This is a genomic window from Streptomyces subrutilus, assembly GCF_008704535.1.
Classification (GTDB): domain Bacteria; phylum Actinomycetota; class Actinomycetes; order Streptomycetales; family Streptomycetaceae; genus Streptomyces; species Streptomyces subrutilus.
The window spans coordinates 6,602,697-6,627,608 of record NZ_CP023701.1 but is presented as its reverse complement, the minus strand read 5'-3'; the positions used below and the strand labels follow the sequence as shown (position 1 = coordinate 6,627,608).

22 protein-coding genes are annotated in these 24,912 nt (G+C 75.9%); 14 read left to right on the top strand and 8 right to left on the bottom strand.

Going from position 1 to position 24,912, the window contains the following annotated elements:
- Window positions 1-228: 228 nt before the first annotated feature.
- Window positions 229-1,014 (bottom strand): hypothetical protein, encoded by a 786-nt coding sequence (locus CP968_RS29495; RefSeq protein ID WP_306419963.1) that lies wholly within the window; start codon window positions 1,012-1,014, stop codon window positions 229-231.
- 195 nt (window positions 1,015-1,209) lie between these two features.
- Between CP968_RS29495 and CP968_RS29490 the strand changes: the two genes are divergently transcribed.
- Genes CP968_RS29490 through CP968_RS35070 form a run of 5 tightly spaced genes read left to right on the top strand, consistent with a single transcriptional unit; the run spans window position 1,210 to window position 5,483 of the window.
- Window positions 1,210-2,064, top strand: a complete 855-nt coding sequence (locus CP968_RS29490) for an STAS domain-containing protein (RefSeq protein ID WP_150520882.1) — start codon at window positions 1,210-1,212, stop codon at window positions 2,062-2,064.
- Window positions 2,061-2,501: an STAS domain-containing protein gene (locus tag CP968_RS29485; protein WP_150520881.1), complete on the top strand. Its 441-nt coding sequence runs from the start codon at window positions 2,061-2,063 to the stop codon at window positions 2,499-2,501. Before CP968_RS29490 ends, CP968_RS29485 begins: the two co-directional genes overlap by 4 nt.
- Entirely contained in the window at window positions 2,498-2,911 is a 414-nt protein-coding gene (locus CP968_RS29480) for an anti-sigma regulatory factor (protein ID WP_150520880.1), read from the top strand. Before CP968_RS29485 ends, CP968_RS29480 begins: the two co-directional genes overlap by 4 nt.
- A 5-nt stretch (window positions 2,912-2,916) precedes the next feature.
- Window positions 2,917-4,131, top strand: coding sequence for an ATP-binding SpoIIE family protein phosphatase (locus CP968_RS29475; RefSeq protein ID WP_150520879.1), 1,215 nt, complete (start codon window positions 2,917-2,919; stop codon window positions 4,129-4,131).
- Window positions 4,128-5,483: a PP2C family protein-serine/threonine phosphatase gene (locus CP968_RS35070; protein WP_229886895.1), complete on the top strand. Its 1,356-nt coding sequence runs from the start codon at window positions 4,128-4,130 to the stop codon at window positions 5,481-5,483. The genes CP968_RS29475 and CP968_RS35070 overlap by 4 nt, the downstream gene beginning before the upstream one ends.
- Before the next feature lie 22 nt (window positions 5,484-5,505).
- Here the strand turns inward: CP968_RS35070 and CP968_RS29465 are convergent, their stop codons facing one another.
- Window positions 5,506-6,795, bottom strand: a complete 1,290-nt coding sequence (locus CP968_RS29465) for an ATP-binding protein (RefSeq protein WP_150520878.1) — start codon at window positions 6,793-6,795, stop codon at window positions 5,506-5,508.
- A 160-nt stretch (window positions 6,796-6,955) separates the two neighbouring features.
- Here CP968_RS29465 and CP968_RS29460 point away from each other — a divergent pair, with 160 nt between their 5' ends.
- Complete coding sequence (locus CP968_RS29460; protein WP_150520877.1) at window positions 6,956-8,488, top strand: glycosyltransferase family 39 protein; 1,533 nt, start codon at window positions 6,956-6,958, stop codon at window positions 8,486-8,488.
- 142 nt (window positions 8,489-8,630) lie between these two features.
- Window positions 8,631-9,416: a trypsin-like serine peptidase gene (locus CP968_RS29455; RefSeq protein ID WP_150520876.1), complete on the top strand. Its 786-nt coding sequence runs from the start codon at window positions 8,631-8,633 to the stop codon at window positions 9,414-9,416.
- A gap of 60 nt (window positions 9,417-9,476) precedes the next feature.
- On the opposite strand, the gene CP968_RS29450 is transcribed toward CP968_RS29455, so the two are convergent.
- Genes CP968_RS29450 through CP968_RS29440 form a run of 3 tightly spaced genes read right to left on the bottom strand, consistent with a single transcriptional unit; the run spans window position 9,477 to window position 12,203 of the window.
- Window positions 9,477-9,977, bottom strand: a complete 501-nt coding sequence (locus CP968_RS29450; protein WP_150520875.1) for an NUDIX hydrolase — start codon at window positions 9,975-9,977, stop codon at window positions 9,477-9,479.
- Between the two features lie 35 nt (window positions 9,978-10,012).
- Window positions 10,013-11,635, bottom strand: a complete 1,623-nt coding sequence (gene lnt, locus CP968_RS29445) for an apolipoprotein N-acyltransferase (protein WP_150520874.1) — start codon at window positions 11,633-11,635, stop codon at window positions 10,013-10,015.
- Between the two features lie 52 nt (window positions 11,636-11,687).
- Window positions 11,688-12,203, bottom strand: coding sequence for a hypothetical protein (locus CP968_RS29440; protein ID WP_150520873.1), 516 nt, complete (start codon window positions 12,201-12,203; stop codon window positions 11,688-11,690).
- Window positions 12,204-12,317: 114 nt separating this feature from the next.
- Here CP968_RS29440 and CP968_RS35065 point away from each other — a divergent pair, with 114 nt between their 5' ends.
- Complete coding sequence (locus tag CP968_RS35065) at window positions 12,318-13,037, top strand: VOC family protein (protein WP_229886894.1); 720 nt, start codon at window positions 12,318-12,320, stop codon at window positions 13,035-13,037.
- A gap of 283 nt (window positions 13,038-13,320) precedes the next feature.
- On the opposite strand, the gene CP968_RS29430 is transcribed toward CP968_RS35065, so the two are convergent.
- Entirely contained in the window at window positions 13,321-14,139 is an 819-nt protein-coding gene (locus CP968_RS29430; protein ID WP_167536868.1) for a glutamate racemase, read from the bottom strand.
- 324 nt (window positions 14,140-14,463) lie between these two features.
- Between CP968_RS29430 and CP968_RS29425 the strand changes: the two genes are divergently transcribed.
- The 5 genes from CP968_RS29425 (at window position 14,464) to CP968_RS29405 (ending at window position 20,978) form a co-directional block, all read left to right on the top strand.
- Window positions 14,464-15,780 carry a glycosyltransferase gene (locus CP968_RS29425; protein WP_229886893.1) on the top strand — a complete coding sequence of 439 codons (1,317 nt, stop codon included), beginning with the start codon at window positions 14,464-14,466 and terminating at the stop codon, window positions 15,778-15,780.
- A gap of 246 nt (window positions 15,781-16,026) precedes the next feature.
- Window positions 16,027-16,539: a DUF6643 family protein gene (locus CP968_RS29420; protein ID WP_150520872.1), complete on the top strand. Its 513-nt coding sequence runs from the start codon at window positions 16,027-16,029 to the stop codon at window positions 16,537-16,539.
- Between the two features lie 55 nt (window positions 16,540-16,594).
- Window positions 16,595-17,419: an MOSC domain-containing protein gene (locus tag CP968_RS29415; RefSeq protein WP_150520871.1), complete on the top strand. Its 825-nt coding sequence runs from the start codon at window positions 16,595-16,597 to the stop codon at window positions 17,417-17,419.
- 263 nt (window positions 17,420-17,682) lie between these two features.
- Window positions 17,683-18,294 carry an Rv1733c family protein gene (locus CP968_RS29410; protein WP_150520870.1) on the top strand — a complete coding sequence of 204 codons (612 nt, stop codon included), beginning with the start codon at window positions 17,683-17,685 and terminating at the stop codon, window positions 18,292-18,294.
- Window positions 18,295-18,488: 194 nt separating this feature from the next.
- Entirely contained in the window at window positions 18,489-20,978 is a 2,490-nt protein-coding gene (locus tag CP968_RS29405) for a right-handed parallel beta-helix repeat-containing protein (RefSeq protein ID WP_150520869.1), read from the top strand.
- Here CP968_RS29405 and CP968_RS29400 read toward each other — a convergent pair.
- Window positions 20,911-23,442, bottom strand: coding sequence for a hypothetical protein (locus tag CP968_RS29400; RefSeq protein WP_373304133.1), 2,532 nt, complete (start codon window positions 23,440-23,442; stop codon window positions 20,911-20,913). The two genes, CP968_RS29405 and CP968_RS29400, sit on opposite strands and share 68 nt — an antisense overlap.
- Before the next feature lie 244 nt (window positions 23,443-23,686).
- On the opposite strand from CP968_RS29400, the gene CP968_RS29395 reads away from it, so the two are divergent.
- The gene (locus CP968_RS29395) at window positions 23,687-24,175 is read left to right on the top strand and encodes an SRPBCC family protein (protein ID WP_150520868.1); all 489 of its coding nucleotides are present in this window, start codon (window positions 23,687-23,689) and stop codon (window positions 24,173-24,175) included.
- A gap of 11 nt (window positions 24,176-24,186) precedes the next feature.
- On the opposite strand, the gene CP968_RS29390 is transcribed toward CP968_RS29395, so the two are convergent.
- Window positions 24,187-24,825, bottom strand: a complete 639-nt coding sequence (locus tag CP968_RS29390; RefSeq protein WP_150520867.1) for a hypothetical protein — start codon at window positions 24,823-24,825, stop codon at window positions 24,187-24,189.
- Between the last annotated feature and the right edge of the window lie 87 nt (window positions 24,826-24,912).

The window sequence follows — 24,912 nt, the reverse complement described above, 5'->3', positions numbered from 1 at the left end:
GGCGCGGGGGGTCCCCGCGCTGGTTGACTCGCATGCGTTGACGAGGGCGTTCAGGACGCCTCCGGCACCCCTGCGTGCCACGTTCCAGCCGGCGACACACCCCAACCGGAACGTGGCCGTCCCGCACGGATGCCACGTCCACGCGGGAGGCCCGCAGCCGCTTTGGGGAGTGGCTGCGGGCCGCTTCGCCGTCTTCGGCCGACGTCCGCGGGGCCGCCGGGAGGGTGCTCAGCCGTGTCGGCCCGCGGCGCTCCAGGCCGTCGTCAGCCCGTCCAGCCACGCGGGCGGCAGTTCCGCGGCGTCCCACTCCTGGCGCAGTCGCCCCGGCGCGGCGACGAGCCGTTCCAGCACGGCGATGCCCGCGGCGGAGTGCAGCAGCGAGTAGCGGCCGTGCACGGTGATGGCGCTGTCCGGGCCGAAGGCCGCGAACAGCCCTTCCAGCCGGGCCCGGTGGACCGCGGCGAACCGCGTCAGCAGGACCGCGTACCCGGCCCGCTGCCGCGGGCTCATCGTGGCCAGGACCGCGCCGAGCACCTCCTCCGTCACCTCCGGATCGAGCTCCGAGTCGGAGGCGAACGACAGGTACAGCGGGGTGAGGGCCACCCGCGTCCGCTCCACCTCCATGCGGCGGGCCGGCGGGTGCTCCCCGGCCGTCCCGTCCTGTTCGTCCGCACCCACGACCCCCAGCAGGGTCCGCTCGGCGACGGCGCCCAGCTCGTCCAGCAGGCCCGCGGCGCCGTCGAGCCAGCCCGACTCGTACGCCTCGCCCTTGTCGCCCGGAGCGCTTCGGGCGCGCTCGCCCAGCTCCTCGTACGCGAGGGCCAGCGCGCCCGCCTCGACGAGTCCGATCAGCTCCCGGGCGTCCCCGCCGGGGACCCCCGCCCGGGCCAGGAGCTGCAGCAGCGTCGCCCTCGTGGCCTCGACACCGGTCTCGTCCCGCCACTGCCGTCCCTCGCCGGCCGCGCTCATCGGGTCCTCCTCATCGCTCGGGTCGTGCGGTTTATACAACGACATCGCTCCTCGACGCTCCAACGCGCCACACTCGTCCTGCGCTCCCCCGCAGCACAACCCCGTGGCGGTGCGAACGACACGGTGGCGGGGGCCGGACCGGGTACGGGAGGGGGCCGGATCTCCCGCCGTCCCGGCGGCGGGGCCGATGACCTAAGGTTCACCGGGGGCCACGTGGCCCCCTTGAGAGGGATGTGCGCCGTGGCTGATGAGAACGTTTCGGATCGCCTGACCGGCCTGTTGTCCGTCGGTGGCGAGGACCTGGCCGCCGTGTGGGCGGACAAGGTCACCGGTTCGCTCGGCGGCCGCGTCAGCCGGGCCGAGGTACAGAGCGAGCTGCAGGAGCTGTACACCGCACTGGTCGCCGCCCTGGGCAGCGGCAGCCTGGACGCGCGCGGAGAGGCCTTCGGCGAGGTCCGGGCGCTGCTGATGGAGCTGTCGCGGACCCGCGCCCGGCAGGGGTTCAGCCCGACCGAGACGGCCGTCGGCGTCTTCGCCCTCAAGGAGATCCTGGAGCCGGCCCTGTCCGGCGAGAACAGCGACGTGCAGGCGTACGTGAAGTTCGCCTCCCTCCTCGACTCCCTCGGCCTGTTCACCATCGAGGTGTACACCCGGACCCGCGAGGAGCTGATCTCGGCGCAGGCCGAGCAGCTGATGGAGCTGTCCACGCCCGTGGTGAAGCTGTGGGACGGGGTGATCGGCGTTCCGCTGGTCGGCACCCTGGACTCGGCGCGCACCATGGTCGTGATGGAGAAGATGCTCCAGGCGCTCATCGACACGGGTTCCGAGCAGGCCATCATCGACATCACCGGTGTGCCGGCCGTGGACACCGAGGTCGCCCAGCACCTGCTGAAGACCGTGGTCGCCGCCCGTCTGATGGGTGCGGAGTGCACCATCTCCGGGATCCGGCCGCAGATCGCACAGACGATCGTGGCCCTGGGCATCGACTTCGGCGACATCGTGACCAAGGCCACCCTGGCCGACGCCCTGCGGCACGCGCTGCGCCGCTCCGGCGTCTCCTTCTCGCGTACGGCCCCGCAGGCGGGTGGCCGGTGAGCGAGCAGGTTCCGGTCCTGCGGATCGGACAGGTCCTGCTGGTGTCGATCCAGACGGACCTGGACGACCACGCGGTGATGCAGTTGCAGGACGACCTCGCCGCCGCGGTCGTGGACTCCGGAGCGCACGGGGTGGTCATCGACATCACCGCCGTGGAGATCGTCGATTCCTTCGTGGGCCGGATGCTGTCGACGATCGCGTCCATCTCCCGGCTGCTCGACGCCCAGACCGTGGTCGTCGGCATGCGTCCGGCGGTCGCCATCACCCTGGTCGAGCTCGGTCTGTCGCTCGGCGGGGTGCGCACCGCGCTGACCCTGGACAAGGGGCTGCGGATGCTGGAGCAGGCCCACGCGGCCGCGATGGGCGGCACCAGGTCCGCCTTCCCGGACGCGTCCGGTGACGAAGGCGTCGGGCCGGATGCTGCGGCAGGTCTGTGAACGGCCCGGCCTCCGGCCCGGCCGTACTGGAGATCACGGCCAACGCCGGCGTGGTCCAGGCCCGTCAGCTCGTGCGCACCCTGGCGCAGGAGTGCCGCCTCTCCCTGGTGGAGCAGACCAAACTGATCACCGCGGCCAGTGAACTGGCCCGCAACACCCTGATATACGGGGGTGGCGGCACGATGACCGCCGCCCTCGTCGAGGAGCGGGGCCGCCGGGGCGTGCGGCTGTCCTTCGTGGACCAGGGTCCCGGCATCGCCGACGTCGGCCTGGCCATGACCGACGGCTGGACCTCGGGCAGCGGCATGGGCCTCGGACTGTCCGGTTCCAAGCGGCTGGTCGACGACTTCGTCCTGGACACCGCACCCGGCCGGGGCACCACGGTCACCATCACCAAGTGGGCCCGGTGAGAGCCGTGAGCGGGCCGCCGCTGCTGGACTGCGAGGACTCCGCCTGGTTCCGCGACCAGCCCGACGCCGCCCGCGGCGCGGCCGCCGCCCTGGGCCGGCGCATCGGCCTGGGAGAGCACCGCACCGCCCAACTCGTACTGGCCGTGGCCGAACTGGCGACCAACGTCACCAAGCACGCGGCCGACGGCTCCATGCTGCTGCGCGTGCTGCGCAACCGGGACGTGGCCGGGGTCGAGGTGATCGTCGTCGACGGCGGTCCGGGCATGGCCGACGTACCGGCGGCCCTGCGCGACGGGGTCTCGACCATCGGGACCCTGGGCATCGGGCTGGGCGCGGTACAGCGACTGGCGGACCGGTTCGACGTCCACTCCGTGGCCGGCCTCGGGACCGTACAGCTCGCCCGGTTCTGGCCGCACCCGCCGCCCCCCTCCGTCTCCGGGGAGGCGGTGGTGGGAGGCATCACCCGTCCGATAGGGGGCGAGGAGGTCTGCGGTGACGCCTGGGCCGCGCGCGCCGACACCGGCGAGCAGCCGGAGGGGGCCGCGGACGAGCGCCCGGGCCGTGTCGGCAGCGCCGGCGGCGCGCCCGACTGGGCGGCGCTGACCGCTGCCGGAAACCGGTACGGGGGGTCTCGGCCGGTGGCGCCGGGGCCCGAGCGCTCGCCGCGGCCGGCCGGCCGGGGGCGCTCCGAGCTGGTGCGCGGGGCCACCGCGGGCCCGGGGCAGGGCGTGCTGGTGATGTCGTGCGACGGGCTCGGACACGGCCCGATGGCGGCGATGGCCGCGCAGGCGGCCGTGCAGGCCTTCCGCTCGGGGAGCGCACGCACGCCGGAGCGGGTGGTCGAGGAGGTGCACCGGTCGCTGCGCGGCACGCGGGGCGCCGCGATCGCCGTCGCCCGCCTGGAGCCGGACGGCCGGGTGCTGTTCTGCGGCATCGGGAACATCACCGCGGCCGTGGTCACCGCCGAGTCCCGTGCCAACCTGCTCTCCCACCCCGGGATCGTCGGGCACCAGATGCGCCAGCTGCGCACGTACGAGCACCACGTGCCCGCCCACGGGGCACTGGTGATGCACTCCGACGGGCTGAGCGAGCGCTGGACTCCCGGCGATCTGGCCGCCCTGCTGCACCACCCTCCGGCCGTGATCGCCACCGGCCTGTTGCGGCACGCGGGGACCCGGCGGGACGATGCCAGCGTGGTGGTCGCCAAGGGAGCCTGGTGAACGTCCCCGCCCCGCGCGCCCGCCGTGACGCCCCGGTCCTGGTCACCACGGTCCGGACGGAGCAGGACGTCTTCGCCCTGCGCCGCCGTGCCAAGACCATCGCCCGGGCCGTCGGTCTGGACGGGCGCGACCAGGTCCGCCTCGCGACGGCGCTGAGCGAGCTGGGCCGCGACCTGCTGCGGCCCGCTCCGCTGACGGTCACGTTCGACATCCTGCGGGAGCCGGCCGCGCTCAAGGCCTGCCTGCGGTGGCTCGACGACCGGAGCCCCGGCGACGAGTCGTTGACCGCCGTCACCCGGCTCCTGCCGCAGACCCGCTACGAGCCGGCCGGCGTCCGGTCCGCGGGGGCCGCGGCCGACGCGCGCGGCGGCCGCATCGACATCACCTGCCTCGTGCCCGCCCTCGCCGCCGGGGACGTCGAGGTGGAACAGGTGCGGGCCGTCCTGGAGGCGGACGCCCCCGCGAGCGCGATCGACGACCTGCGGGCCCAGACCCGGGACCTGATCGCCGCGCTGGAGGAGGCGCACGCCCAGCGCGACGAACTGGAGCGGCTCAACGAGGAACTCACCGAGACCAATGCCGGCGTCATGGCCCTGTACGCGGAGCTGACGGTGGAGCACAAGGACGTCGTGGAGCGCTTCAGCCAGGAGCACGAGCTCGCGCTGACCCTCCAGCGCACCTTCCTGCCCGCCTCCCTGCCGGAGAGCCCCGGGGTCGAACTCGCCGTGCGCTACCTGCCCGCCGCCGCCACGGCCGAGATCGGCGGCGACTTCTACGAGGCCGTCGACACCCCCCACGGCCTGCTCCTGGCCGTCGGGGACGTCGTCGGGCACTCGATCCAGGCGGCCGTGGTCATGGGCCAGCTGCGCCACGCCCTGCGCGCGTACGCGGCCCAGGGCCACCCCCCGCACGTCCTGCTGGAACACCTCGACCACCTGCTGGGACTGCACCAGCCGGGCTGGACGACCAGCGTGTGCATCGTGCTGATCGAACCGGGCAACGCCCGCGTGCACGTAGCGAACGCCGGGCACCTGCCGCCGCTGCTGCTGTCCCCCGGCTGTCCGCCCCGCTACCTGCGCGAACACGGCCCGATGCTGGGCATCGGACTGCCCCACCCGCCCGCCGTCGGCCACCCGGTCGCGCCGGGCAGCCGGCTGCTGATGGTGACCGACGGGCTCGTCGAGACCCGGAACAGCAGCCTCTACGACCGTCTCGAACTGCTCGCCGCCACCGCCGGGGCGGGCCCTGCGGAGCCCGAAGCGCTGTGCACGGAGCTGGTGGAGACGTTCGCGGCGGAGCACGAGGACGACATCATCGTCTTCGCCGCCCGCCTCCGGCCGCCCCGGCCCTGACCCCGGGCCCCGCACCCGGGTCTCAGAACCGGGCGTGCGCCGTGATGTCCGCCTCGAACTCCCCCGTCATCGCCGGGGTCACCGTCGGACGGCACTGCCGGACCGCCGCCAGGTAGTCCTCCGTCGTCGCCCCGAGCTGCGCCGCCGCCGTGCCCCGGGCACCCACCGCCTCCAGGTCCCGTTCGAAGGACACCTGCGCCGCGATCCGCGCGGCGTGCTCGATGTCGGCCGGGGTGAACAGCTCGGTCGCCGCGACCAGGGCCGCCACGTCCACGCCGGCGCGCCCCGCCGTGTAGCGGGACCAGATGGCGGCGCGGGCCCCGGCGTCCGGGGTGCCGATGGGGATCAGGTAGTCGAAGCGCCCGGGCCGCAGGAAGGCCGGGTCCAGGGAGCGGATGGAGTTGGTGGCGCAGACCAGCAGCCGTTCGTCGCCCTCTCGGAAGCCGGGTATCAGCTTGAGCAGTTCGTTCGTCACCCCGTGGATGCCGCCCGGCTGCGCGGGCTCCGTGCGCACGGGGGCGATCTCCTCGACCTCGTCGATGAAGACCAGCACCCGTTCCAGCTCCGCGATCCGGGCGAACGCGTCGCGCAGCGCGGCCGCCAGGTTGCCCTCGTCGGCGAGCCGGGAGGGCAGCAGTTCGACGAAGGGCCAGCCCAGGCGCGAGGCGATGGCCCGCGCGAAGGTGGTCTTGCCGGTGCCGGGCGGGCCGAACAGGGTGATGGCGCGCGGCGGCCGCACCCCGTGCGCGGCGGCCCGCTCCGGCTCGGCGAGCGGCAGCACCACGCGCCGCTCGATCAGGTCCTTCTCCCGCTCCATCCCGGCGACCCCGGTCCACAGGTCGTTCGGGAGGAACCGGCCGCCGAGGTCGTCGAGCAGGCCGGCGGCGGGCCCGTGCAGCGGCTCGGTCTTCTCGAAGTAGGCGACGGCGGGCTGCCGGGTGTACCCGGCGTTGAGCAGTCCCTCGCCGAGGAGGTCCTCCTCCGGCAGGACGTACGCGATCCGGCCGACCCGGGCGGCGATCAGGCGCCGCTCCAGTTCGACGAGGAGGGCGCTGGCCAGGCCCCGGCCGCGCCAGCCCGCCGCGATCGCGAGGCGCATCACCCAGGCCCGCTCGCCGGTGACGCACGCCAGGGCCGCTCCGATCGGCACGCCCTGGTGGACGGCGACCACGCAGGGCTGCCGGCCGGTGAGGGCGCTGATGCACTCGGCGAGGGAGAAGACGGACTCCTGCCCGAGTTCGGCCGTGGTGTCGATCAGGTGGACCACCGCGGCGAGATCGCTCTCGCGGTAGTCGTGGATGAGCCAGTTCACCGGGTACCGCCCCTCGTTCGTGCTCCTGCGGCGAGGCTAGGCGCGGGCGGGCCGCACGCTCTCGCTCCGCGGTGCACAACACCCGGTCCGCGACCCCGCCGTGTCGTCCATAGACTGGTGCCTTCCGCCCGCGCCCGGCACCGAGGATCCGCAGCCCTTCATGACTTCGCACATAGCCGACGGCCGGCGGCGCCCCCTCGTGTGGCTGCTGCCGGTCCTGTGGACCCTGGCGCTCGGACTGTGGGGGCTCTCCCGGCAGGACAGCGTCTGGCGCGACGAGGCGGCGACCTGGCAGGTGGCCGGGCGGTCGGCGGGCGAGATCTGGGCCATGCTCGGAAACGTCGACGCCGTGCACGGGTTGTACTACCTCGTCATGCACGGCCTCTTCGAGGTCTTCGGGGCGAGTACGGCCACGCTGCGGCTCCCGTCCGTGCTGGGGGTGGCGGCCGCCGCGGCCTGCGCGGCGCTGACCGGCCGCCGGCTCGCGGGCTCCTGGGCGGGGCTCGGCGCCGGGCTGTCGCTCGGGCTGCTGCCGGCCGTGCAGTTCCACCTCCAGGAGGGCCGTCCGTACGCGCTCGTCATGGCCGGCGCCGCCCTGTCGACGCTGCTGCTGGTCTCCCTGCTCGGCCCCTGCTCCGGGGACGGGCGCGCGGGTCCGCGGCCGCGGACCCGCTGGGCGGCGTACGGGCTGACGGTGCTGGTGTGCGCCCTGCTCAACTGGCTGTCCCTGCTGGTGCTGCCCGCCCACGCGGTGACGCTCTGGTGGGTGCGGGCCGGGCGGCGGACGTGGCTGCGCTGGGGGGCGGCCGGCGCGGCGGCGGTGGCGGGGGCGCTGCCGCTGGTGCTGTTCAGCCGGGGCCAGTCCGACCAGGTCTCGTGGATACCGCCGCTGACCTGGGCCATGCTGGTCGGGCCGGGCCTCCTGCTGGCGGCGGGCGGGCTCGCCGCGGCCGTCGGCCACCGGTGGGGCCCCGACCGAACCGGCCCCGCCCGCCCATCCGTCGGCGCACGCGCGGTGACGTACCGCCGCCCGCTGTCGGCGGCTGCGGTGGGACTGCCGCTGCTGGCCGTGCCGCAGCTCTCCCTGATCGGAGTGTCGCTGGTCCAGCCGCTGTTCCTGGACCGGTACGTGCTGTTCGGCATGGTCGGGCTGGCGCTGCTGCTCGGCGCGGCCCTGGGCGCTGCCGTACGGGCCTGCGCACCCCGGTTCCCGCGCGCGGCGGAACTGCTCGTGCCGGGCGTGATCGGGGTCGCGGTGCTGGCCCTGCTGCCGCTGGAGCTGGCCAAGCGGGCTCCGGCGAGCCGGGTGGACGACGTCCTGTCGGCGGCCGCGGAGGTGTCCCGGCTCAAGCGGGCGGGCGACGCGGTGCTCTTCGTCCCGGCCGCGCGGCGGGACACGGCGCTGGTCTCCCCCGGCGCGTTCGCGGGCCTGGCCGACGTGGCGCTGGAGCGCGGCCCGGCGGCGTCGGCCACCCTCAAGGGGGAGGAGGCGGAGCCGGACCGCATCCGTGCCGCGCTGCTGGCGCAGCGGCGGGTCCTGCTGGTGACGGACGCGGCGGAGGTGGCGAAGCCCCCGTCGTCGGCGCGGGACGAGGCGAAGGCCGAGGTCCTGCGGGAGCGCTTCACCGCGGTGGAGGACCGGCAGGTCCGGGGCCGCCGGGTGACCGTCTACGAGCGGCGCGGGGCGCGGTAGCCCGCCGTGCGGGCGGCGTCCCGCCCGGGCTGCCCCGTCTCGACCGGCATCGCCCGGGTTTCACACACGGCGCACGCGATTCACAGCAGATTCATACGGAGCTTCGTGCTCCGGACATAGGTTCGCCGGGCAGGGTCGAGACATGATCCAGCGCACGCTCCCCCAGCCTCGCGCCGCCTGCCGGGCCCCCGCCCGCGTCCGCCGGGCTGTCCGTACGGTGCTCGCGCTGGCCGCGATGGCCGCGCTGCTCGGCATCGACCTCCCCGAATCCCCCGGGGCCGTGCTCGGCGTCACCTCCCGGGCCGCGCCGGACGCCACCGCCGACCGGGTCGGCGCGCTCTTCGCCGGCACCCTCGACGGCGGGCACTTCTGCACCGCCGCCGTGGTCCGCAGCGACGACCGCGATGTGATCGCCACCGCCGCGCACTGCCTGGAGGACCCGGACACCACCGTCTTCGCCCCGGGCTACCGCGACGGACGGGCCCCGTACGGCCTGTGGCGGCTGACCGGGGTCTACGTCGCGCCGGGCTGGACCGACGGCCAGGACCCGGACCAGGACATCGCCTTCGCGACCGTGGCCCCGGCGGACGGCGCGGCCGGGACCCCGCTGGAGGACCTCGTGGGCGGCTTCCCGGTCGCCGCCGACCAGCCCGAGCACCCCACGGTGACGATCGTCGGCTACCCGCGCGCCGAGGAGGCCCCGGTGCGCTGCGCCAACACCACCGGGCTGCTGTCCGAGACCCAGCGCCGGATCGAGTGCCCGGACCTCACGGGCGGCACCAGCGGCAGCCCCTGGCTGGTGGACGGCGCCCTGGCCGGGGTGCTCGGCGGCTACGAGGGCGGCGGGACGGTCCCGGAGGTCTCGTACAGCGCGGTGCCGGGCGACCAGGCGATGGCCCTGTACCGCGAGGCCGCCCAGGACGGCTGACGCCCGCGCGTCGGCGGCCCGTACGCAGAAGGCCCCCGCGCCCGCACCGCGGCGGGCCGCTCAGACCTCGGCGGGCACCCCGTCCACCACCGCAGCGGGCGCGAACCACGTGGGCTCGTCCCGCAGGGCCCGGTGGATGCGGTCCAGGGCGAACGGCTCCAGCGGCGGCAGCGCGTCCGCCTCGAACCAGGCGACCTCCAACGACTCGTCGTCGTTGGCCCGTGCCTCACCGCCCGTGGACCGGCAGCGGAAGGTGATGTCCTGGAACTGGCAGACGTCACCGTTCGGGTAGGTGATCGGAGCGAGCATCTGCACCAGGACCACCCGCTCCGGTACGCAGGTCACCGCCGTCTCCTCGTACACCTCGCGCACGGCGGTCTCGGCGGGCTGTTCACCCGGTTCGGCGATCCCGCCGACCACCGACCACCGGCCGGTGTCGCTGCGGCGGCCGAGCAGGACCCGGCCGTCGTCGTCGACGACGATCGCCGTGACCCCGGGCAGCAGGAGCAGCTGGTGGCCCGCGGTGGCGCGGAGGGTTCGGATGAAATCGGGTGTGGTCATCCCCCGACCCTACGAGCTCCGGCGGTCCTCGCGCCTCAGAGCACCCGGCGGGCGCGCGTGCGGCGCAGCGCGGCCCAGCCGAGGCCGCAGGCGGCCAGCAGCAGCAACGCGTACTCGGGCAGAGGTCCGAGGGCGGTCGCCGGGGTGCTGCCGGACCTCAGCGGGATCGTTGCGACCAGGGCGTCGGGGGTGAACATCTTCGTCTGCGCGACGACGGACCCGTCGGGGCGGATGACCGCGCTGACCCCGCTGGTGACGGGGACGAGGACGGTCCTGCTGTGCTCGACGGCGCGGATGCGGTCCATGGCCAGCTGCTGGTAGGTCATCTGGCTCCGGCCGAACGTGGCGTTGTTGCTGGGCACGGCGATCACCTGGGCGCCGGCCCGGACCGTGGAGCGGACGGCGTCGTCGAAGGCCGCCTCGAAGCAGGTGACCATGCCGACCCCGCTGCCGGCCATGTCGAAGACGCCGGGGTCCTTGCCTGGGCCGAAGTCGCGGCGGACGCGGTCCACGTCGGAGCTGAAGAGCCGGACCACGGACCGCATCGGGATGCGCTCGCCGAAGGGCTGGATCTTGCGCTTGTCGTAGGTCGTGGTGGGGCCCTTGACCGGGTCCCAGAGGATCATCGTGTTGCGCAGCGGGCCGGTCTCCGGCGCCACGACGGCGCCGATGGCCACGGGCACGCCGATCGCCTTGACGGCCTTGTCGATCACGGCGTAGGCGTCGGGCTGGGCGTACGGGTCCAGGTCGGAGGAGTTCTCGGGCCAGACGACGAAGTCGGGCTTGGGCACCCGGCCCGCCTTCACGTCCTCGGCGAGCCGCTCGGTCCGCAGGGCGTGGTTGTCCAGGACCTGGCGGCGCTGGGAGTTGAAGTCGAGGCCGAGCCGCGGGACGTTGCCCTGGATGAGGGCGGCGGTGACGCTGCCGTCCTCGGCCGCGTCGGAGACGAGCGGGCGGGCGGCGAGGCCGGCACAGACCGGGGCCGTGACGGCGAGGGCCGCGAGGACGGCGGCGGACCGCAGCGGGTGGCCGCGGACCACGCGCAGGGCCTCGTAGAGCCCGAATCCGCACAGGGCGACCGCGAAGGAGAGCAGCGGGGTCCCGCCGAGCGCCACCAGCGGGGTGAAGAACCCGTCGGCCTGGCCGAAGGCGAGCTTGCCCCAGGGGAAACCGCCGAAGGGGGCCCGGGCCCGCAGCGCCTCGCCCGCGACCCACACGGCCGCCGCGAAGAACGGCCAGCCGGGGAGCCGGCTGACCAGCGCGATCCCGAGGCCGGTGACGCCGATGAAGACGGCTTCGAGGGTGGCCAGCGCCAGCCAGGGCACCGGGCCCACCTCCTCGCCGGTCCAGACGAGGAGCGGCAGGAGGTAGCCGAGCCCGGCGAGGAGGCCGAGGGCGAAGCCGGCCCGCGCCCGCCGACCGTGCAGGCACCCGCCGAGCAGGGCGAGCGCCGGGGGCGCCAGCCACCACAGGGAGCGGGGCGCGAAGCTGAGGTAGAGCAGCACGCCGGCGAGCACGGCGAGCAGGGCGCGCACCCAGAACTGCGCCCGCGTGCCCTTCCCGGGGGACGCGGAGGCTTGGGTTCCGGAGATCGTCACGGTCAGGCCCGTGGAGTGCGCGGGCTCGCTTCCGGCCGCGCGGGTGACACTGCTGCTCATCTGGCGGAGTGTACGTCCCTCCGCCCTGAAGACCGGTGACGACCCAGGGGTGTCAGCGGGCGAGTGAGCGGAGATGGGCACGGATGACCCGGACGGCGTTCTCCGCGTCGTCCACGGTGACCGTGAACAGCTTTCCGTCGCCGAGCCGCAGCTCCAGCCCCTCGCCGCGCCGGACGATGACCGCGGTGCCCTTATCGGGCCGCCACCGGTAGCCCCAGCCGCCCCACTGCTGCGGGGTGATACGGGGAAGGAACTCGGCGGAGCTCACCTCCGCGAGGCGGATCTTGCGGCGCGGCAGCCCCATGTGGCCGCAGCGGACCTCCAGCGACTCCGCGTCGACCGTGACCGCCACGTGGACGAAGGCGAGGGTGCCGTAGAGGATGAGGAAGCCGGCGGCCAGGCAGCCGACCACGGACATGAGCAGGGGCAGGATGCCGGAGGTCCAGGCGTTGCCGACGGCGAGGTGGACGCCGAGGGCCACGCAGGCCGCGCCGGCCGCCGCGAGCAGCCACTGCGCCCGGTTGGATGCCCGGCCCGCCCAGAGCGGTCCCGGAGGGTGACCCGTCATGATGAGCAGCGTACTCACGTTCCGCACCGGCGCCACCGCCTCTCGCCCACTCGGCGCACGGCGCGCCTGCCCCGCCTTGACCTCAAGCAAACTCAAGGTTCTGCGGTCGTCTGCATGACCACGCACGAGACACCCCGGACAGCACAGACCGCATCGATGGCCGGCCGAGCGGGGAGCGGCGTGCCGGAGCGCTACCGCACCGCCGTGGTGCCGCACGTCATGGTGGCCGACGCACCGGCGGCGATCGACTTCTACGAGCGGGCCTTCGGCGCCGTCCAGGAGTTCCGGATCGACCACCCGCGGGGCGGGGTGATGCACGCCGAGATCAGGATCGGGGCGGCGGTGCTCATGCTGGGCGACACCTCGGAGGGCCCGTTCACCTCACCGACGGCGCTGGGCGGGACCTCGGTCGCGCTGCACGTCTTCGTACCGGACGTGGACGCGCTGACGAAGAGGGCCGTGGCGGCGGGCGCGGAGCTGCTGGAGGAGCCCGCGGACCGGTTCCACGGGGACCGCACCGCCATCCTGCGCGATCCGTCGGGGCACCTGTGGATCTTCCTCACGCACCTGGAGGAGGTCTCCGCGGCCGAGCCGGCGCGCCGGGTCTCCGCGGGACGGGGTGAGGACCGGAACCCCGCCGCAGGTGCGGGGACACGCACACGAGCGGCCTCGCCCGCGGCGCCACGGGCCCGGTACGGGGCCGCGGCGATCCCGGAGCACTGGACGGACCCGCTGCACGTCCCGCTGCCCGGCTTCGGCGGCCGGGTACTGCGCTCCGACGGGCTGCGCACGCTGGCCCGGCAGCTCGCGGCGGCGGGGGCTGCGGCGCGCTGAGACCCCGGGCCGGGCGGAGGACCGGCGCGCCAGGACCCCCTCGGGCCCGGGACGACCGGGTCAGCCGAGGCCGGGGGCGGCCCGGGGAGGGCCTCCGCACAGCGGCGTCGGGAGGCCCGCGGCGTCGGCGCCGGGCCCCGCCGGGCCGAGACGCCCTGGTACGGGGCCGGACGGAGACGCCCCGGTCACCCCCGCGAGGCGCTGCCGGGCGGACGCGGCCTGGGGCGCGTCGTCGAAGTCCTGTCCGGCCAGCGGGCGGACGACACGGCTTCGACGACACTCCCTAACGGAGGAGCGCTGCCGCGGCCGGGTCGGCGGCCGGGCTCCCGCCCGCGAGCAGCCGTCCTTCGGCGTACCCGAGGGCGGCTCCGGGCAGGGCTCCGGGGCGCCCGCTGTGCAGCACGGTCAGGGATCCGGTGGCGGGCAGGGCGGGTTCGGGCCGGACGCCGATGCGGCGCAGCGCCTGTCCGGCGACGGCCTCGGCGGAGCCGTGGAAGACGAAGCCGTCACCGCCGGTCCGCGCGGCGAGCGCGGTGCGGATCGCGGTTTCGACGAGCTCGTAGTGGGTGCAGCCGAGCACCACGTCGGTGGTGTCGGCCGGGGTGAGCGCGGCGGCCGCGGCGACGGCGGCCGTCACGGCGGCGGCGTCTGCGGCCTCGACCGCGTCGGCCAGCCCCGGGCAGGGCACCTCGGTGACCCGGGCACCGGCCGCGAACTCGCTGATGAGCCCGCGCTGGTAGGGACTGCCGGTGGTGGCGGGGGTGGCCCAGATCGCGACGCGTCCGCCGCCGAGGGCGGCGGCCGGCTTGATCGCCGGGACGGTGCCGATGACCGGGATGGCGGGCTCCAGCGCCGCGCGGAGCGCCGGAAGGGCGTGCACGGAGGCGGTGTTGCAGGCCACGATGAGCGCGTCGGGTCGGTGCCCGGCGGCGGCCCGGGCGACGTCGAGGGCCCGCCCGGTGAGGCTCTCCGGGGTGCGCGGGCCCCAGGGCATCCCGTCGGGGTCGGAGGACAGCACGAGATCCGCGTCCGGCCGCAGCCGGCGTACCGCCGCGGCCGCCGCGAGGAGGCCGATTCCGGAGTCCATGAGCGCGATCTTCACCGGGCCACCTTAATCGACACCCCCGCCCCGCGGCCCACCCGCCGCGTCCCCGCCACGTCCCCGACCGGGCCCGTCCGGCCACGGCCGGCCCGGCGCACCGCGCCCACCGCCGGGCCTGCCGGACCTCCCCGGGCCTGCCGCCACCCGGGCCCCGCGGCCGCCCCGCGGACCCCGGCACCACCGCTTCGGGCGGCCCGGGACGCCTGGGGCGTGCGTGGCCCAAGTGGCCCCTGCGGCCTCCTCCGAGCGCGCCGCGGGGGTCCGGGGGCGGTGGAGTCCGCGTGGTGCGGGGCGGGAGGCCGGACGGAGCGGCACACTGCCCGGATGGGCCTCCTCCTCGCCGCCTGCGCGGCCTACGCCTCCCTCGCCGCCTGGGTCTGGCTCACCTTCGCCCAGGGCATGTTCTGGCGCACCGACGTCCGCCTCCCCCCGCGCTCCGACCCCGCCCGCTGGCCGTCCGTCGCGATCGTGGTCCCGGCGCGGGACGAGGCCGGGGTGCTGCCCCGCAGCCTCCCGTCCCTCCTCGCGCAGGACTATCCCGGCCCGGCCGAGATCGTGCTCGTCGACGACGGCAGCACGGACGGCACCGCCGACCTGGCCCGCCGCCTCGCCGACGCGCACCCGGGCCTCCCCCTCACCGTGCTCTCCCCCGGCGACCCGGCGCCCGGCTGGACCGGCAAGCTCTGGGCCCTGCGCCACGGGATCGCCCACGCCCGCGCGCACGGCCGCGCCCCGGCGCCCGCCGCGCGGCCGGCCGGGACGATCGCCGAGGCCGGGACGGAGGCCACGACCGGGACCGAGGCAGGGACAGCGACCGGGGCCGGGACCGGAACCGAGGTGGGCCCCCGTCCCCGCCACGGAGCGGCGACCGGTCCCGAGTACCTGCTCCTCACCGACGCGGACATCGCACACGCACCGGACAGCCTGCGCGAGCTGGTCGCCGCCGCGACCTCCGCCGACCTCGACCTCGTCTCCCAGATGGCCCGGCTGCGCGTCGCCAGTCCGTGGGAACGGCTCGTCGTGCCGGCCTTCGTGTACTTCTTCGCACAGCTGTACCCCTTCCGCCGCGTCAACCGCCCCGGCTCGCGCACCGCGGCCGCGGCCGGCGGGTGCGTCCTGTTGCGCACGGCGGCGGCCGTGGCGGCCGGCGTTCCCGACTCCATCCGGCAGGCCGTCATCGACGACGTCTCGCTCGCCCGCGCCGTGCGGCGCTCCGGCGGTCGCATCTGGCTGGGGCTCGCGGAGCGGGTGGACAGCGTCCGCCCGTACCCCGCCCTCGCCGACCTCTGGCGGATGGTCTCGCGCAGCGCGTACGCCCAACTGCGCCACCAGCCGCTCCTGTTGGCCGGGACGGTCGCCGGGCTGGTCCTGGTGTACCTGGTGCCGCCGATCGCCCTCCTCGCGGGCCTGACGGCCGGGCGCCCGGCCCTCGCCTGGGCCGGCGGCCTGGCGTGGCTGCTCATGGCGGGCACCTATCTGCCGATGCTGCGCCACTACCGCCAGCCGGCCGCGCTCGCCCCGCTGCTCCCCTTCACCGCGCTGCTGTACCTGCTGATGACGGTGGACTCGGCCGTCCGTCACTACCGGGGCCGCGGGGCCGCCTGGAAGGGCCGCACCTATGCCCGTCCCGACGACGCCTGAAACGGCGAACTGCCGCCCGCAGCAACATCATCCGAGGTCACCGCCTTGTGACGCTCCGTCAGCGCGAAATGGGTGCACGGCGCAACCGGTGGGTACGACTTCGGCCAAGCCGGGACGGAAGGCGTGAATCGTGCACGTGGCCGCGAACTGAAAGCCGCGGCCCTGACCTGCGAATATGCAGGTCAGAGCGGTGTTCGGACCACCTCGCTATGGACCCGGTGAAGTCGTGGGCTTAACTTAGGTCCCATGACCTCCCCCCGCTCCACTTATGGCGGCGGTTACTACTCCGCGCCCTCCTTCACGGACACCCCCATCTACGACTCCCTCGTCGCCGAACGCGGCACCCCTCAGATCGCCCCGATCCGCGTCCCGGCCGCGTACGACACCCCGAACACCGGCTATACGGGCGGCGGGTACCTGCCGGCCCTCGCCTCGGCCCTGCCCGCCCTGCCCGCCGCCGCACCGCAGCAGCAGAGCGCCCCGGCCTACGGCTACCCCTACCAGCAGCAGGCCGCGCAGCAGCCCATGCCGCTGCAGCACGCCCCCGCCCCGTACATCCCGCAGCAGCAGCCGATGGCCGCCCGCGGCGGGTACGTCCCGCAGCCCCAGCCGCAGCAGCCCCGCCCGGTCGCCGCGGCCACCGGCTACGAGGCCATGCGTCCGGCCGCGCCGCGCCCGATGGCGGGCCCGGCCCAGGTGCCCACCTCGGTGTACGAGGACCCGTACGGCCGCCCGTACCCGCAGGGCCGGGGCTACTGACAGGGGCACCGAAAACCCGCTGGGGCGGGGAGGCGGCGGCTGGCACCATACCCCCATGTCGCGCATGTACGTCCGGTCGCTCCATGTCCATCCCGTCAAGTCCCTGACCGGGACGGCACCCGACGAGGCGACCGTGGAGCCCTGGGGCCTGTCCGGGGACCGGCGGTGGGCGGTGGTCGACGCCGGGGGCGCGGTCGTCACCCAGCGCCAGCAGCCGCGGCTGGCCCTGGCCGCGGCCCGGCCGCTGGCCGGGGGCGGCATCGAGGTGTCGGCGCCGGGCATGCCCCGGCTGGTGGTGGACGTGCCCGGGGGGAGCGCACCGGAGCCGGTCCTCCTGTTCGGGAAGAAGGTCGAGACCGTGGCCGCGGCGGGGGAGGCGGCGGCCTGGTTCGCCGCGTACCTCGGCGTGCCCGCGCGCCTCGTGCACCTGGACGATCCGGCCGTCCGGCGCCCGGTGGACCCCGAGTACGCCCTGCCGGGCGAGACGGTGAGCCTGGCGGACGCCTATCCGGTGCTGCTGACCACCACCGGCTCGCTGGAGGCCCTCAACGCCCTGATCGCGGGCGGCGACCACGCGGCGGAGGGGCCGCTGCCGATGGACCGATTCCGCCCGAACCTGGTCGTGGCCGGGGCCGCGGCCTGGGCCGAGGACGGCTGGCGGCGCCTCGCGATCGGCGACGCGGTCTTCCGCGGCGTGCGCGAGTGCGGCCGGTGCGTGGTGACCACCACCGACCAGCGGACGGCGGAGCGCGGCAAGGAGCCCCTGAAGACGCTGGCCGCGCACCGGCGGATCGGCAGGTCCCTCGCCTTCGGACGGCAGCTGGTGCCGGTCCGGCCGGGCACCGTGCGGGTCGGCGACGCGGTCCGCGTGCTGGAGTGACGGGGCGCGGGGCGGCCGGGGCATGGGGTGACCGTGCTTCGGAATGACACCTTCGAGCGGCTCCGGGCCCGAGCTGGAACCAACGCGCACGGCCCTGCCGTTGGATCAGTCGGGACAGGTGGCACCCGTCACGGCACGAGCGCCGGACCGCATCGGCGCCGGAGCGGGTGAGACACAGGTCTCGCGCGTCCCGGCATGCGCGTCCCGGGGGCATGCGGGAGGCTTGGACGCGCAGGCAGACGGAGGCAAGGGGGTGCCGGACCGTGTGGACGGCAACGGGTGTGTGGCGTTGGCGGCGCAATCCGCTGCGCCGTCCGACCGACCTCTTCGAGGCGTGGGTGGCGTTCGCGGCGCTGCTGTGCGTCCTGCTGGTGGCTCCGGCCCTCGGCTGGGCCGCCGGCGTGCGGGTGGACGGAACCCTTCAGCGGGCCGCGGTGGCGCAGCGGCAGGAGCGGCACCTGGTCCCCGCGGTGGTGGTCAGTCCCGCCCGGGAGCCGGGCGGGGAGCCGTCGGCCGATCCGTCGGAGCGGTCCTCGGCCCCGCAGCGGACGCAGGTGGTGGCGTCGTGGACCGCGCCCGACGGCAGCAGCCACGAGGGCACGGTGCCGGCCGCGGAGGAGCCGCCGCACCCGGGCGACCGGTTCCGGATATGGACCGACGCGCACGGGCGGCTGGTGGGCCGACCGCTCGACCCGACCGCCGCCGCCTTCCACGCCGGGGTGGCGGGCCTGGCGGTCGCGATCGGCGCCGCCGCGCTGGTGGAGACCGTCCGGCGGATGGTCGTACGCAGGCTCATGCATCGGCGGTACATCCGTCTGGACCGTGCGTGGGCGGCCGCGGGGCCGGATTGGGGCCGGGCGGGAGCGGGCAGTTGACCTGGCACCTCGCGGGCCCCGCGCGCGCTACGGTGGAGCGGCCGGACCGGTCGCCTCGGCCGCTCCGCTCCGGCGGGGCGTTCCGCGCGCGCTGACCGGCGCCGGCGGGCGCCGCACGTTCGGCCAGTTCAACGATTTCGGCGGCTCCGGCCGCATCGGCAGCGCGAGTACGAGGGTGGGGGCACGACAGCACCATGGCTCAGGGCACGGTCCAGGTGACGCACGGCGGCGCCTCGCGGTGGCGGCGCCGCTCCGGTGAGTATCCGACGCTGACCGCGGCGCTGGCCGTCGCGGGTGACGGGGACGTGCTGTCCATCGCGCCCGGCACCTACCGGGAGAACCTGGTGCTGCAGCACGCCGTGACCCTGCGCGGGCCGGAGGGCGGGCTCGGTTCGGTCCGCATCGCCCCGCTCGACGGGGTGGCCCTGACGGTGCGCGCCTCGGCGGTGGTCCAGGACCTGCACCTGGAGGGCCAGGACCGGGCGGCTCCGGCCCTGTTGATCGAGGACGGCGCCCCCGAGCTGACGGACCTGCGCGTGAGCACCCGTTCCGCGGCGGGCATCGAGGTGCGCGGCAGCGGGGCCCGGCCGCTGGTGCGCCGCTGCACGGTGGAGAACCCGACCGGGGTCGGCATCGCCGTCCTGGACGGCGGCGGCGGGGTCTTCGAGGAGTGCGAGGTCGTGGCCGCGGGGCAGACCGGCGTCTCGGTGCGCGGCGGCGGGCGGCCCCGGCTGGAGCGCTGCCGCATCCACCACGCCACCGGCGCGGGCATCGGGGTCACCGGCGAGGGGTCGGGCCTGGAGGCGCTCGGCTGCGAGGTGTACGAGATCAAGGGCGCCGGGGTGCAGATCGCCGCGCGGGCGACGGCCCGGCTCACGGACTGCTCCGTGCACCGGACCTCGGCCGACGGGGTCACGCTGGACACGGACGCCGTGCTCACCCTCGCCGGCTGCGACATCCACGACATCCCGGAGAACGCGGTGGACCTGCGGTCCCGTGCGGTGCTCACGCTCAGCCGCACCACGGTGCGCCGGTTCGGCCGCAACGGCCTGTCGGTGTGGGACCCGGGGACGCGGGTCGACGCGGAGTCCTGCGAGATCCACGACAGCACGGGCGACTATCCGGCGGTGTGGATCAGTGACGGGGCGGTGGTCTCGCTCGACTCCTGCCGGGTGCACGACGTGCCCGACGCCCTGTTCGTGCTGGACCGGGGGTCGCGCGCCGACGTGGTCGACAGCGACCTGTCGCAGGTGCGCAACACGGCCGTCTCGGTGAGCGACGGGGCCACCGCCCAGCTCGACGACTGCCGCATCCGCGAGGCCGCCACCGGGGCCTGGTTCCGCGACCACGGCAGCGGCGGCACCCTCGCCAACTGCACCATCGACGCCGTGCAGACGGGGGTGATCGTCACCAAGGGCGCCGATCCCTCCCTGGAGCGGTGCACGGTCACCTCCCCCGCCGAGGCCGGCTTCTACGTGTCGGCGGGCGGGCGCGGCACCTTCACGGCCTGCCGGGTGACGGGCAGTTCCGGCTTCGGCTTCCATGTCATCGACGGCTGCCGCACCACCCTGAAGGGCTGCCACACCGAGCGCAGCGCCCGCGGCGGTTACGAGTTCTCCGAGGACGGGCCCAGCGTCGAGGACTGCACCAGCGACGAGCCGGGCCCGCGGCTGGCGGCCCAGTCGGCGGCGGGCGGCGCGTCCGCGGGCCCGGCGCCGGGCATCCGTACGACCGGGCCCGCGGGCGGGGCCGGCGGCGCCCCGGGGTCCGTGCAGGACGTCCAGGGCGCCGACGGGCGGGTGCCGAGGCCCGCGTCCGGGGAGGGTGCGGGCCCTGCGGCCGAGGCCCGCGGGTCGGGCGAGGTCCTGGGCCAGCTCGACGCGCTGGTCGGCCTGGACAGCGTCAAGCGCGAGGTGCGCGCGCTCACCGACATGATCGAGGTGGGGCGGCGGCGGCAGCAGGCGGGGCTGAAGGCGGCCTCGGTCCGCCGGCACCTCGTCTTCACCGGCTCCCCCGGCACCGGCAAGACGACCGTCGCCCGGCTGTACGGGGAGATCCTCGCCTCCCTCGGGGTGCTGGAGCGCGGCCACCTGGTGGAGGTCTCCCGGGTGGACCTGGTCGGCGAGCACATCGGCTCCACCGCGATCCGCACCCAGGAGGCCTTCGACCGGGCGCGCGGCGGGGTGCTGTTCATCGACGAGGCGTACGCGCTGGCGCCGGAGGACTCGGGCCGGGACTTCGGACGCGAGGCGATCGACACCCTGGTGAAGCTGATGGAGGACCACCGCGACGCCGTGGTGGTGATCGTCGCGGGGTACACGGCGGAGATGGACCGGTTCCTGACCGTCAACCCGGGCGTGGCCTCGCGCTTCTCGCGGACCATCACCTTCGGGGACTACGGGCCCGGTGAACTGCTGCGGATCGTGGAGCAGCAGGCGGAGGAGCACGAGTACCGGCTCGGTGAGGGCACGGCCGACGCGCTGCTCGGCTATTTCACGGAGCTGCCCAAGGGCCCGGCCTTCGGCAACGGCCGCACCGCGCGCCAGACCTTCGAGTCGATGGTCGAGCGGCACGCGGGGCGGGTGGCGCAGTTGTCGGAGCCGAGTACGGACGAACTCACCCTCCTGTTCCCGGCGGACCTGCCGGTGCTGCCGGGGGTTCCGGCGCAGCCGGCTCCGTGCTGAGCCGCTGGCCCGGTACGTCGGCGGGAGCGGTCCGTGCGGTCGGCGCGGTCCGGTCGGGCCGGGTGCCGTGCGCGCCGGGGCCCAGCCGGGCGAGCAGGGCGGCCCGTTCGACGGCGAACGCCGGGTCGGCCTGGTAGTCGGAGTGGCCGAGGATCGGCGCGGGCAGCGGGTGGCGTTCGCTGCGGCCGTAGGCGACCGGGTCCGGGAGCGGCCCTCGGTCGACGTCCTCGCCGGTCGCGGCCAGGACCGGGCCGCCGATGGGGTCGGTGGCCCGCCAGAGGTTGCGCCAGCAGTCGACGTCGCGGTGCAGGGCGGTGAGCGGGCCGGGGCCGAAGTAGGCGGGGAACCAGCGGCCGTAGAGGCGGGCGAGCGGGGAGCCGTAGGTGAGCAGGGCGACCCGGCGGCGGGCCTCGGCCGGCAGCTGCCAGACGGCCGCCGCGGCCAGCACGCTGCCCTGGGAGTGGCCGGAGATGACCAGGCGGCCGCCGGTGCGGCGGGTCCAGCCGGTCATCCGCCAGGTCAGGTCGGGGACGGCTCGCTCGGCGTAGCAGGGCGGCGCGAAGGGGTGCGCGGCCCGCGGCCAGAAGGTGCCGACGTCCCACAGGATCCCTATGGTCCGCCGGGCGGCGGGGTCCCGGTAGGCGCGCCGGCCCCACGTCGCGAAGAGGACGCAGCCGAAGCCGATGAGCCAGGACCCGGAATCCTGAGCCGCCCGGGCCGCGCCCTCCACCAGCGGGCACGTCCCGCGCGCCGCCTCTCCGGGGACCTGTCCGGTCAGCCAGGCCCCGCTCAGGGCTCCGGCGCCGAACAGCAGCGTTATCCCGGACACGGCGCCCACGAACCAGGGCGCGGAGTCGGTGAGCGAGGCGGCGGCCCGGGCGCCCGCGATCTGCCGGCTGCGGGAGCGGTCGGGGGTCTCCCCGGGGTACTCGGCGGCGACGTCCCGCGCGACCCGGTCGCGCTCCCGCGCCCCGCGCACCGCGAACCAGGCGGCGAGCGCGGCCAGGACGAGCAGCAGCGGGGGCAGGACGGACGCCTGCCAGGACAGCAGCACGGGCGGGCCGGGCAGCACGGTCCCGGCCATGCCGGGCGTGGCGTTCCCGTCGAGCCAGTCGGCGACGCGTTCGGCGACCCCGCCCGACATGACCCCGCCGAGCGCGCAGCCGAGCATGGCGACGGCGGGGCCGCCGAGGCCGTACAGGGCGGCGGCGGGGTCGGGGGCCCGTCGGTAGAGGTGCGCGGCCACGGCGGCGAGGGCGAGGACGCACAGGCCCTGGCCGAACATGAGCACGCCGAAGGTGACGTCGCCGGGGAGCCGCCCGGCGGAGGTCCATCCGGGCCGTGACCAGCAGGCGTACAGGAGGGTCGCGGCGAGCAGGGCGAGCGCGGCTCCGGGCAGCAGGGTGACGGCGGCCCGGTCCAGCCGGTGGTCGGGCCGGGCCTCGGTACGGCCGCGCCGGCAGACGACCCAGGCGACGACGAGCGCCGCGACGGCCAGCAGCGTCTGCACCGCCCACCCGAGCGGTTCGAGCACGCGGTGCCGGTCGCGGCGGTCGTACGCGGCGGTGGGCAGGGCGACGGCCACGGCGACGGTGAGCAGCCCGGCGGCGGTGTGGGCGGCGCGCAGGCGGGCCACCAGCCGCCGGCCGTACCAGAAGCCGCGGCGGCCGAGCGCGGGACCGGTGCCCGGGGCGGTGTCGGGATCGGCGGTGCCGGCGGGCGGCGGCTGGGACTCGTAGGCGCTCCAGGTGCGGTTCGACAGGAACCAGAGCAGTCCGGTCAGCCCGGCCGGCACGAGGGCGCAGAGCGCGAGGCGGCGTCCGGGCTGGCCCCACCAGCCGCCGTCGGGGGCGAGGAACCGCAGCCAGGAGCGGGAGGCGGTGCAGGCACCGGAGCCGGCGCACTGCCAGGCGACCAGGTCGAGGGCGACCTCGCAGGCGGCCGCGATCAGCAGCACCGTCAGGGAGAGCGCGAGGACACGGACGAGGACCCCGTAGGTGCGCACCGCGCGCGGCGCCGTCTCGGCGACGGGGTCGGCGGCCGGATCGGCGACGCGGGTGGCGGGGCGGGCCCAGTGGGCGAGGTTGGCCACCATGAAGGGCAGGAGCAGCAGCCACAGGGCGCGGGCGCCGTTGCCGGAGGTGAGCCGGGACCAGCAGTAGGCCTCGGGGACGGGCCGGCCGGCGTAGCGCTCGGGGTGGGCCTCCGCGTCCGCGTCCTCGGTGCGGCGGAAGACGGCGGCGGTGGAGTCCCCGCTGATCCGTACGGTGCGCGGGTCGCCGAGCAGTTCGGAGGGCGGGGCGCCGGCCACGCCGTGGACCAGCAGCTCCAGGTCGAGGCAGGGCACGTCCTGCGGGGGCGACGGGGGCGGTGGTGGGGGTGGGGGTTGCGGGCCGGGAGGGGGCTTGGGGGTCTGCGGCACGATGGCCTCCGCTCGCGGACGTGATCGGTGCGGCTCCAGCATCCCGCTCGGTACGGGGGGCGCCTAGGAGCTGTCCGGGGGACTTGCGCGGGCCGGCGGCCGTCCGCCACGGCGCGCCTCCCGCGCGCGCCGCTCCGCGCACTCCCCCGCGCCGGACCCCGCGCCGGACCCCGCCCAGCACCCGCACCGGCGGGGACATCCGACGCGCCGCCGGTTAGGGTGTGCCGCACTCGCGCCCGCCGCCCGTTCCGCCCGCCCGTGCCCGCTCCGCCCAGGAGGTACCGCCATGGCCCGCCGACTCCGCCCGGTCGCACCGGACTTCGTCCGGGACGCCCCGGTACGGCTCGTCTTCACCGCCGGGGCCGCCGCGGCGCCCGCGGTCGTCTACCGGGCGCTCGCGGAGGAGGTGGAGGCCTGGCCGAGCTGGTTCGGTGCGGTGACCCTGGCCCGGCCGACGGGGGGCGGCGCGGGCCGGGAGGTGCGGCTGGTCGGCGGGGTGCGCTTCCAGGAGACGGTGGTGGCGGCCGAGCCCGGTCTGCGCTATGCCTACCGGGTGGACGAGACCAACGCGCCGGGCATGACGGCCCTGTTGGAGGAGTGGCAGCTGGCCCCCGCGGGCGCGGGCACCCGCATCCGCTGGACCTTCGCCGCGGACGGCCCTGCTCCGTTCCGGCTGGCCCTCACCGCGGCCCGCCCCGGGCTCGGCCGTTCCTTCCGCTCCGCGGTGCGCGCCCTGGACGCCCGGCTCGCCGAACGGCGCGCGACGGAGCGCTGACCGGCCGCCGCTCAGGGCACCGGGTGCCGCGCGACCTCGTCGCCGTACCCACCGGCCGTCCACACCTGCGTACGGAACGCGTGGAGGGACACCGGCCGGTCGGCGGCGAAGTGGACCGAGCCGCAGCGGGCGCAGTACCACGCCGCGGACCAGACCCGGTCCGCGGCGTCCCGGCCGGCGCTCATGCGCCGGCGCCGGCGGGCGGCGAGGCGGGCCGTCACGAAGAGCACCAGCACGCCCAGGACGAAGGCGCCTCCGGAGACCCACCCGAGCACCTCGTAGGCCGGTTCGACGACGACCCGGCCGGCGCCGTCGCCCTCGGGGACGAGCCTGCGGGCGCCGTCGCGGTCGAACCACTTGCCGGCGACCGCACCCCAGATGAAGGTGCCCACGCCCACCAGGATCAGCGCGATCGCCGTGCACCCCGTGCTGTCGTCCGAGGGCTCGGGGGGCGCCGGGGCCAGGGCGAGGGCCAGGGCGGAGTTCTCCTCGCTGATCGTGACCTTCTGGTCCTCGCCGGTTCCGACTTCCTCCCGGTACCGGGCCTTCGCGGCGAGGTAGGCCGCGGGTACGCCCTCCACCCGGTCCGCCGTCCCGCACCGCGGACAGGCCGCCGGCCCCGCCGGACGCACCTCGTCGATCGCCGCCATGTCTCCCCCGGGCTTCCGCCGATCACGGTCGGCCGGCTCAGCCTAGCCAGCCGACTTCCTCCCGGCCAGGGGCATTTCGCCCCTGCT

Excerpts from the sequence above, each read along its gene's own strand:
- CP968_RS29495 (WP_306419963.1), bottom strand. The coding sequence starts at position 1,014 with ATGTCGTTGTATAAACCGCACGACCCGAGCGATGAGGAGGACCCGATG.
- CP968_RS29460 (WP_150520877.1), top strand. The coding sequence starts at position 6,956 with ATGACTTCGCACATAGCCGACGGCCGGCGGCGCCCCCTCGTGTGGCTG.
- CP968_RS29455 (WP_150520876.1), top strand. The coding sequence starts at position 8,631 with ATGATCCAGCGCACGCTCCCCCAGCCTCGCGCCGCCTGCCGGGCCCCC.
- CP968_RS29450 (WP_150520875.1), bottom strand. The coding sequence starts at position 9,977 with ATGACCACACCCGATTTCATCCGAACCCTCCGCGCCACCGCGGGCCAC.
- lnt (WP_150520874.1), bottom strand. The coding sequence starts at position 11,635 with ATGAGCAGCAGTGTCACCCGCGCGGCCGGAAGCGAGCCCGCGCACTCC.
- CP968_RS29440 (WP_150520873.1), bottom strand. The coding sequence starts at position 12,203 with ATGACGGGTCACCCTCCGGGACCGCTCTGGGCGGGCCGGGCATCCAAC.
- CP968_RS35065 (WP_229886894.1), top strand. The coding sequence starts at position 12,318 with ATGACCACGCACGAGACACCCCGGACAGCACAGACCGCATCGATGGCC.
- CP968_RS29425 (WP_229886893.1), top strand. The coding sequence starts at position 14,464 with ATGGGCCTCCTCCTCGCCGCCTGCGCGGCCTACGCCTCCCTCGCCGCC.
- CP968_RS29420 (WP_150520872.1), top strand. The coding sequence starts at position 16,027 with ATGACCTCCCCCCGCTCCACTTATGGCGGCGGTTACTACTCCGCGCCC.
- CP968_RS29415 (WP_150520871.1), top strand. The coding sequence starts at position 16,595 with ATGTCGCGCATGTACGTCCGGTCGCTCCATGTCCATCCCGTCAAGTCC.
- CP968_RS29405 (WP_150520869.1), top strand. The coding sequence starts at position 18,489 with ATGGCTCAGGGCACGGTCCAGGTGACGCACGGCGGCGCCTCGCGGTGG.
- CP968_RS29400 (WP_373304133.1), bottom strand. The coding sequence starts at position 23,442 with ATGCTGGAGCCGCACCGATCACGTCCGCGAGCGGAGGCCATCGTGCCG.
- CP968_RS29395 (WP_150520868.1), top strand. The coding sequence starts at position 23,687 with ATGGCCCGCCGACTCCGCCCGGTCGCACCGGACTTCGTCCGGGACGCC.
- CP968_RS29390 (WP_150520867.1), bottom strand. The coding sequence starts at position 24,825 with ATGGCGGCGATCGACGAGGTGCGTCCGGCGGGGCCGGCGGCCTGTCCG.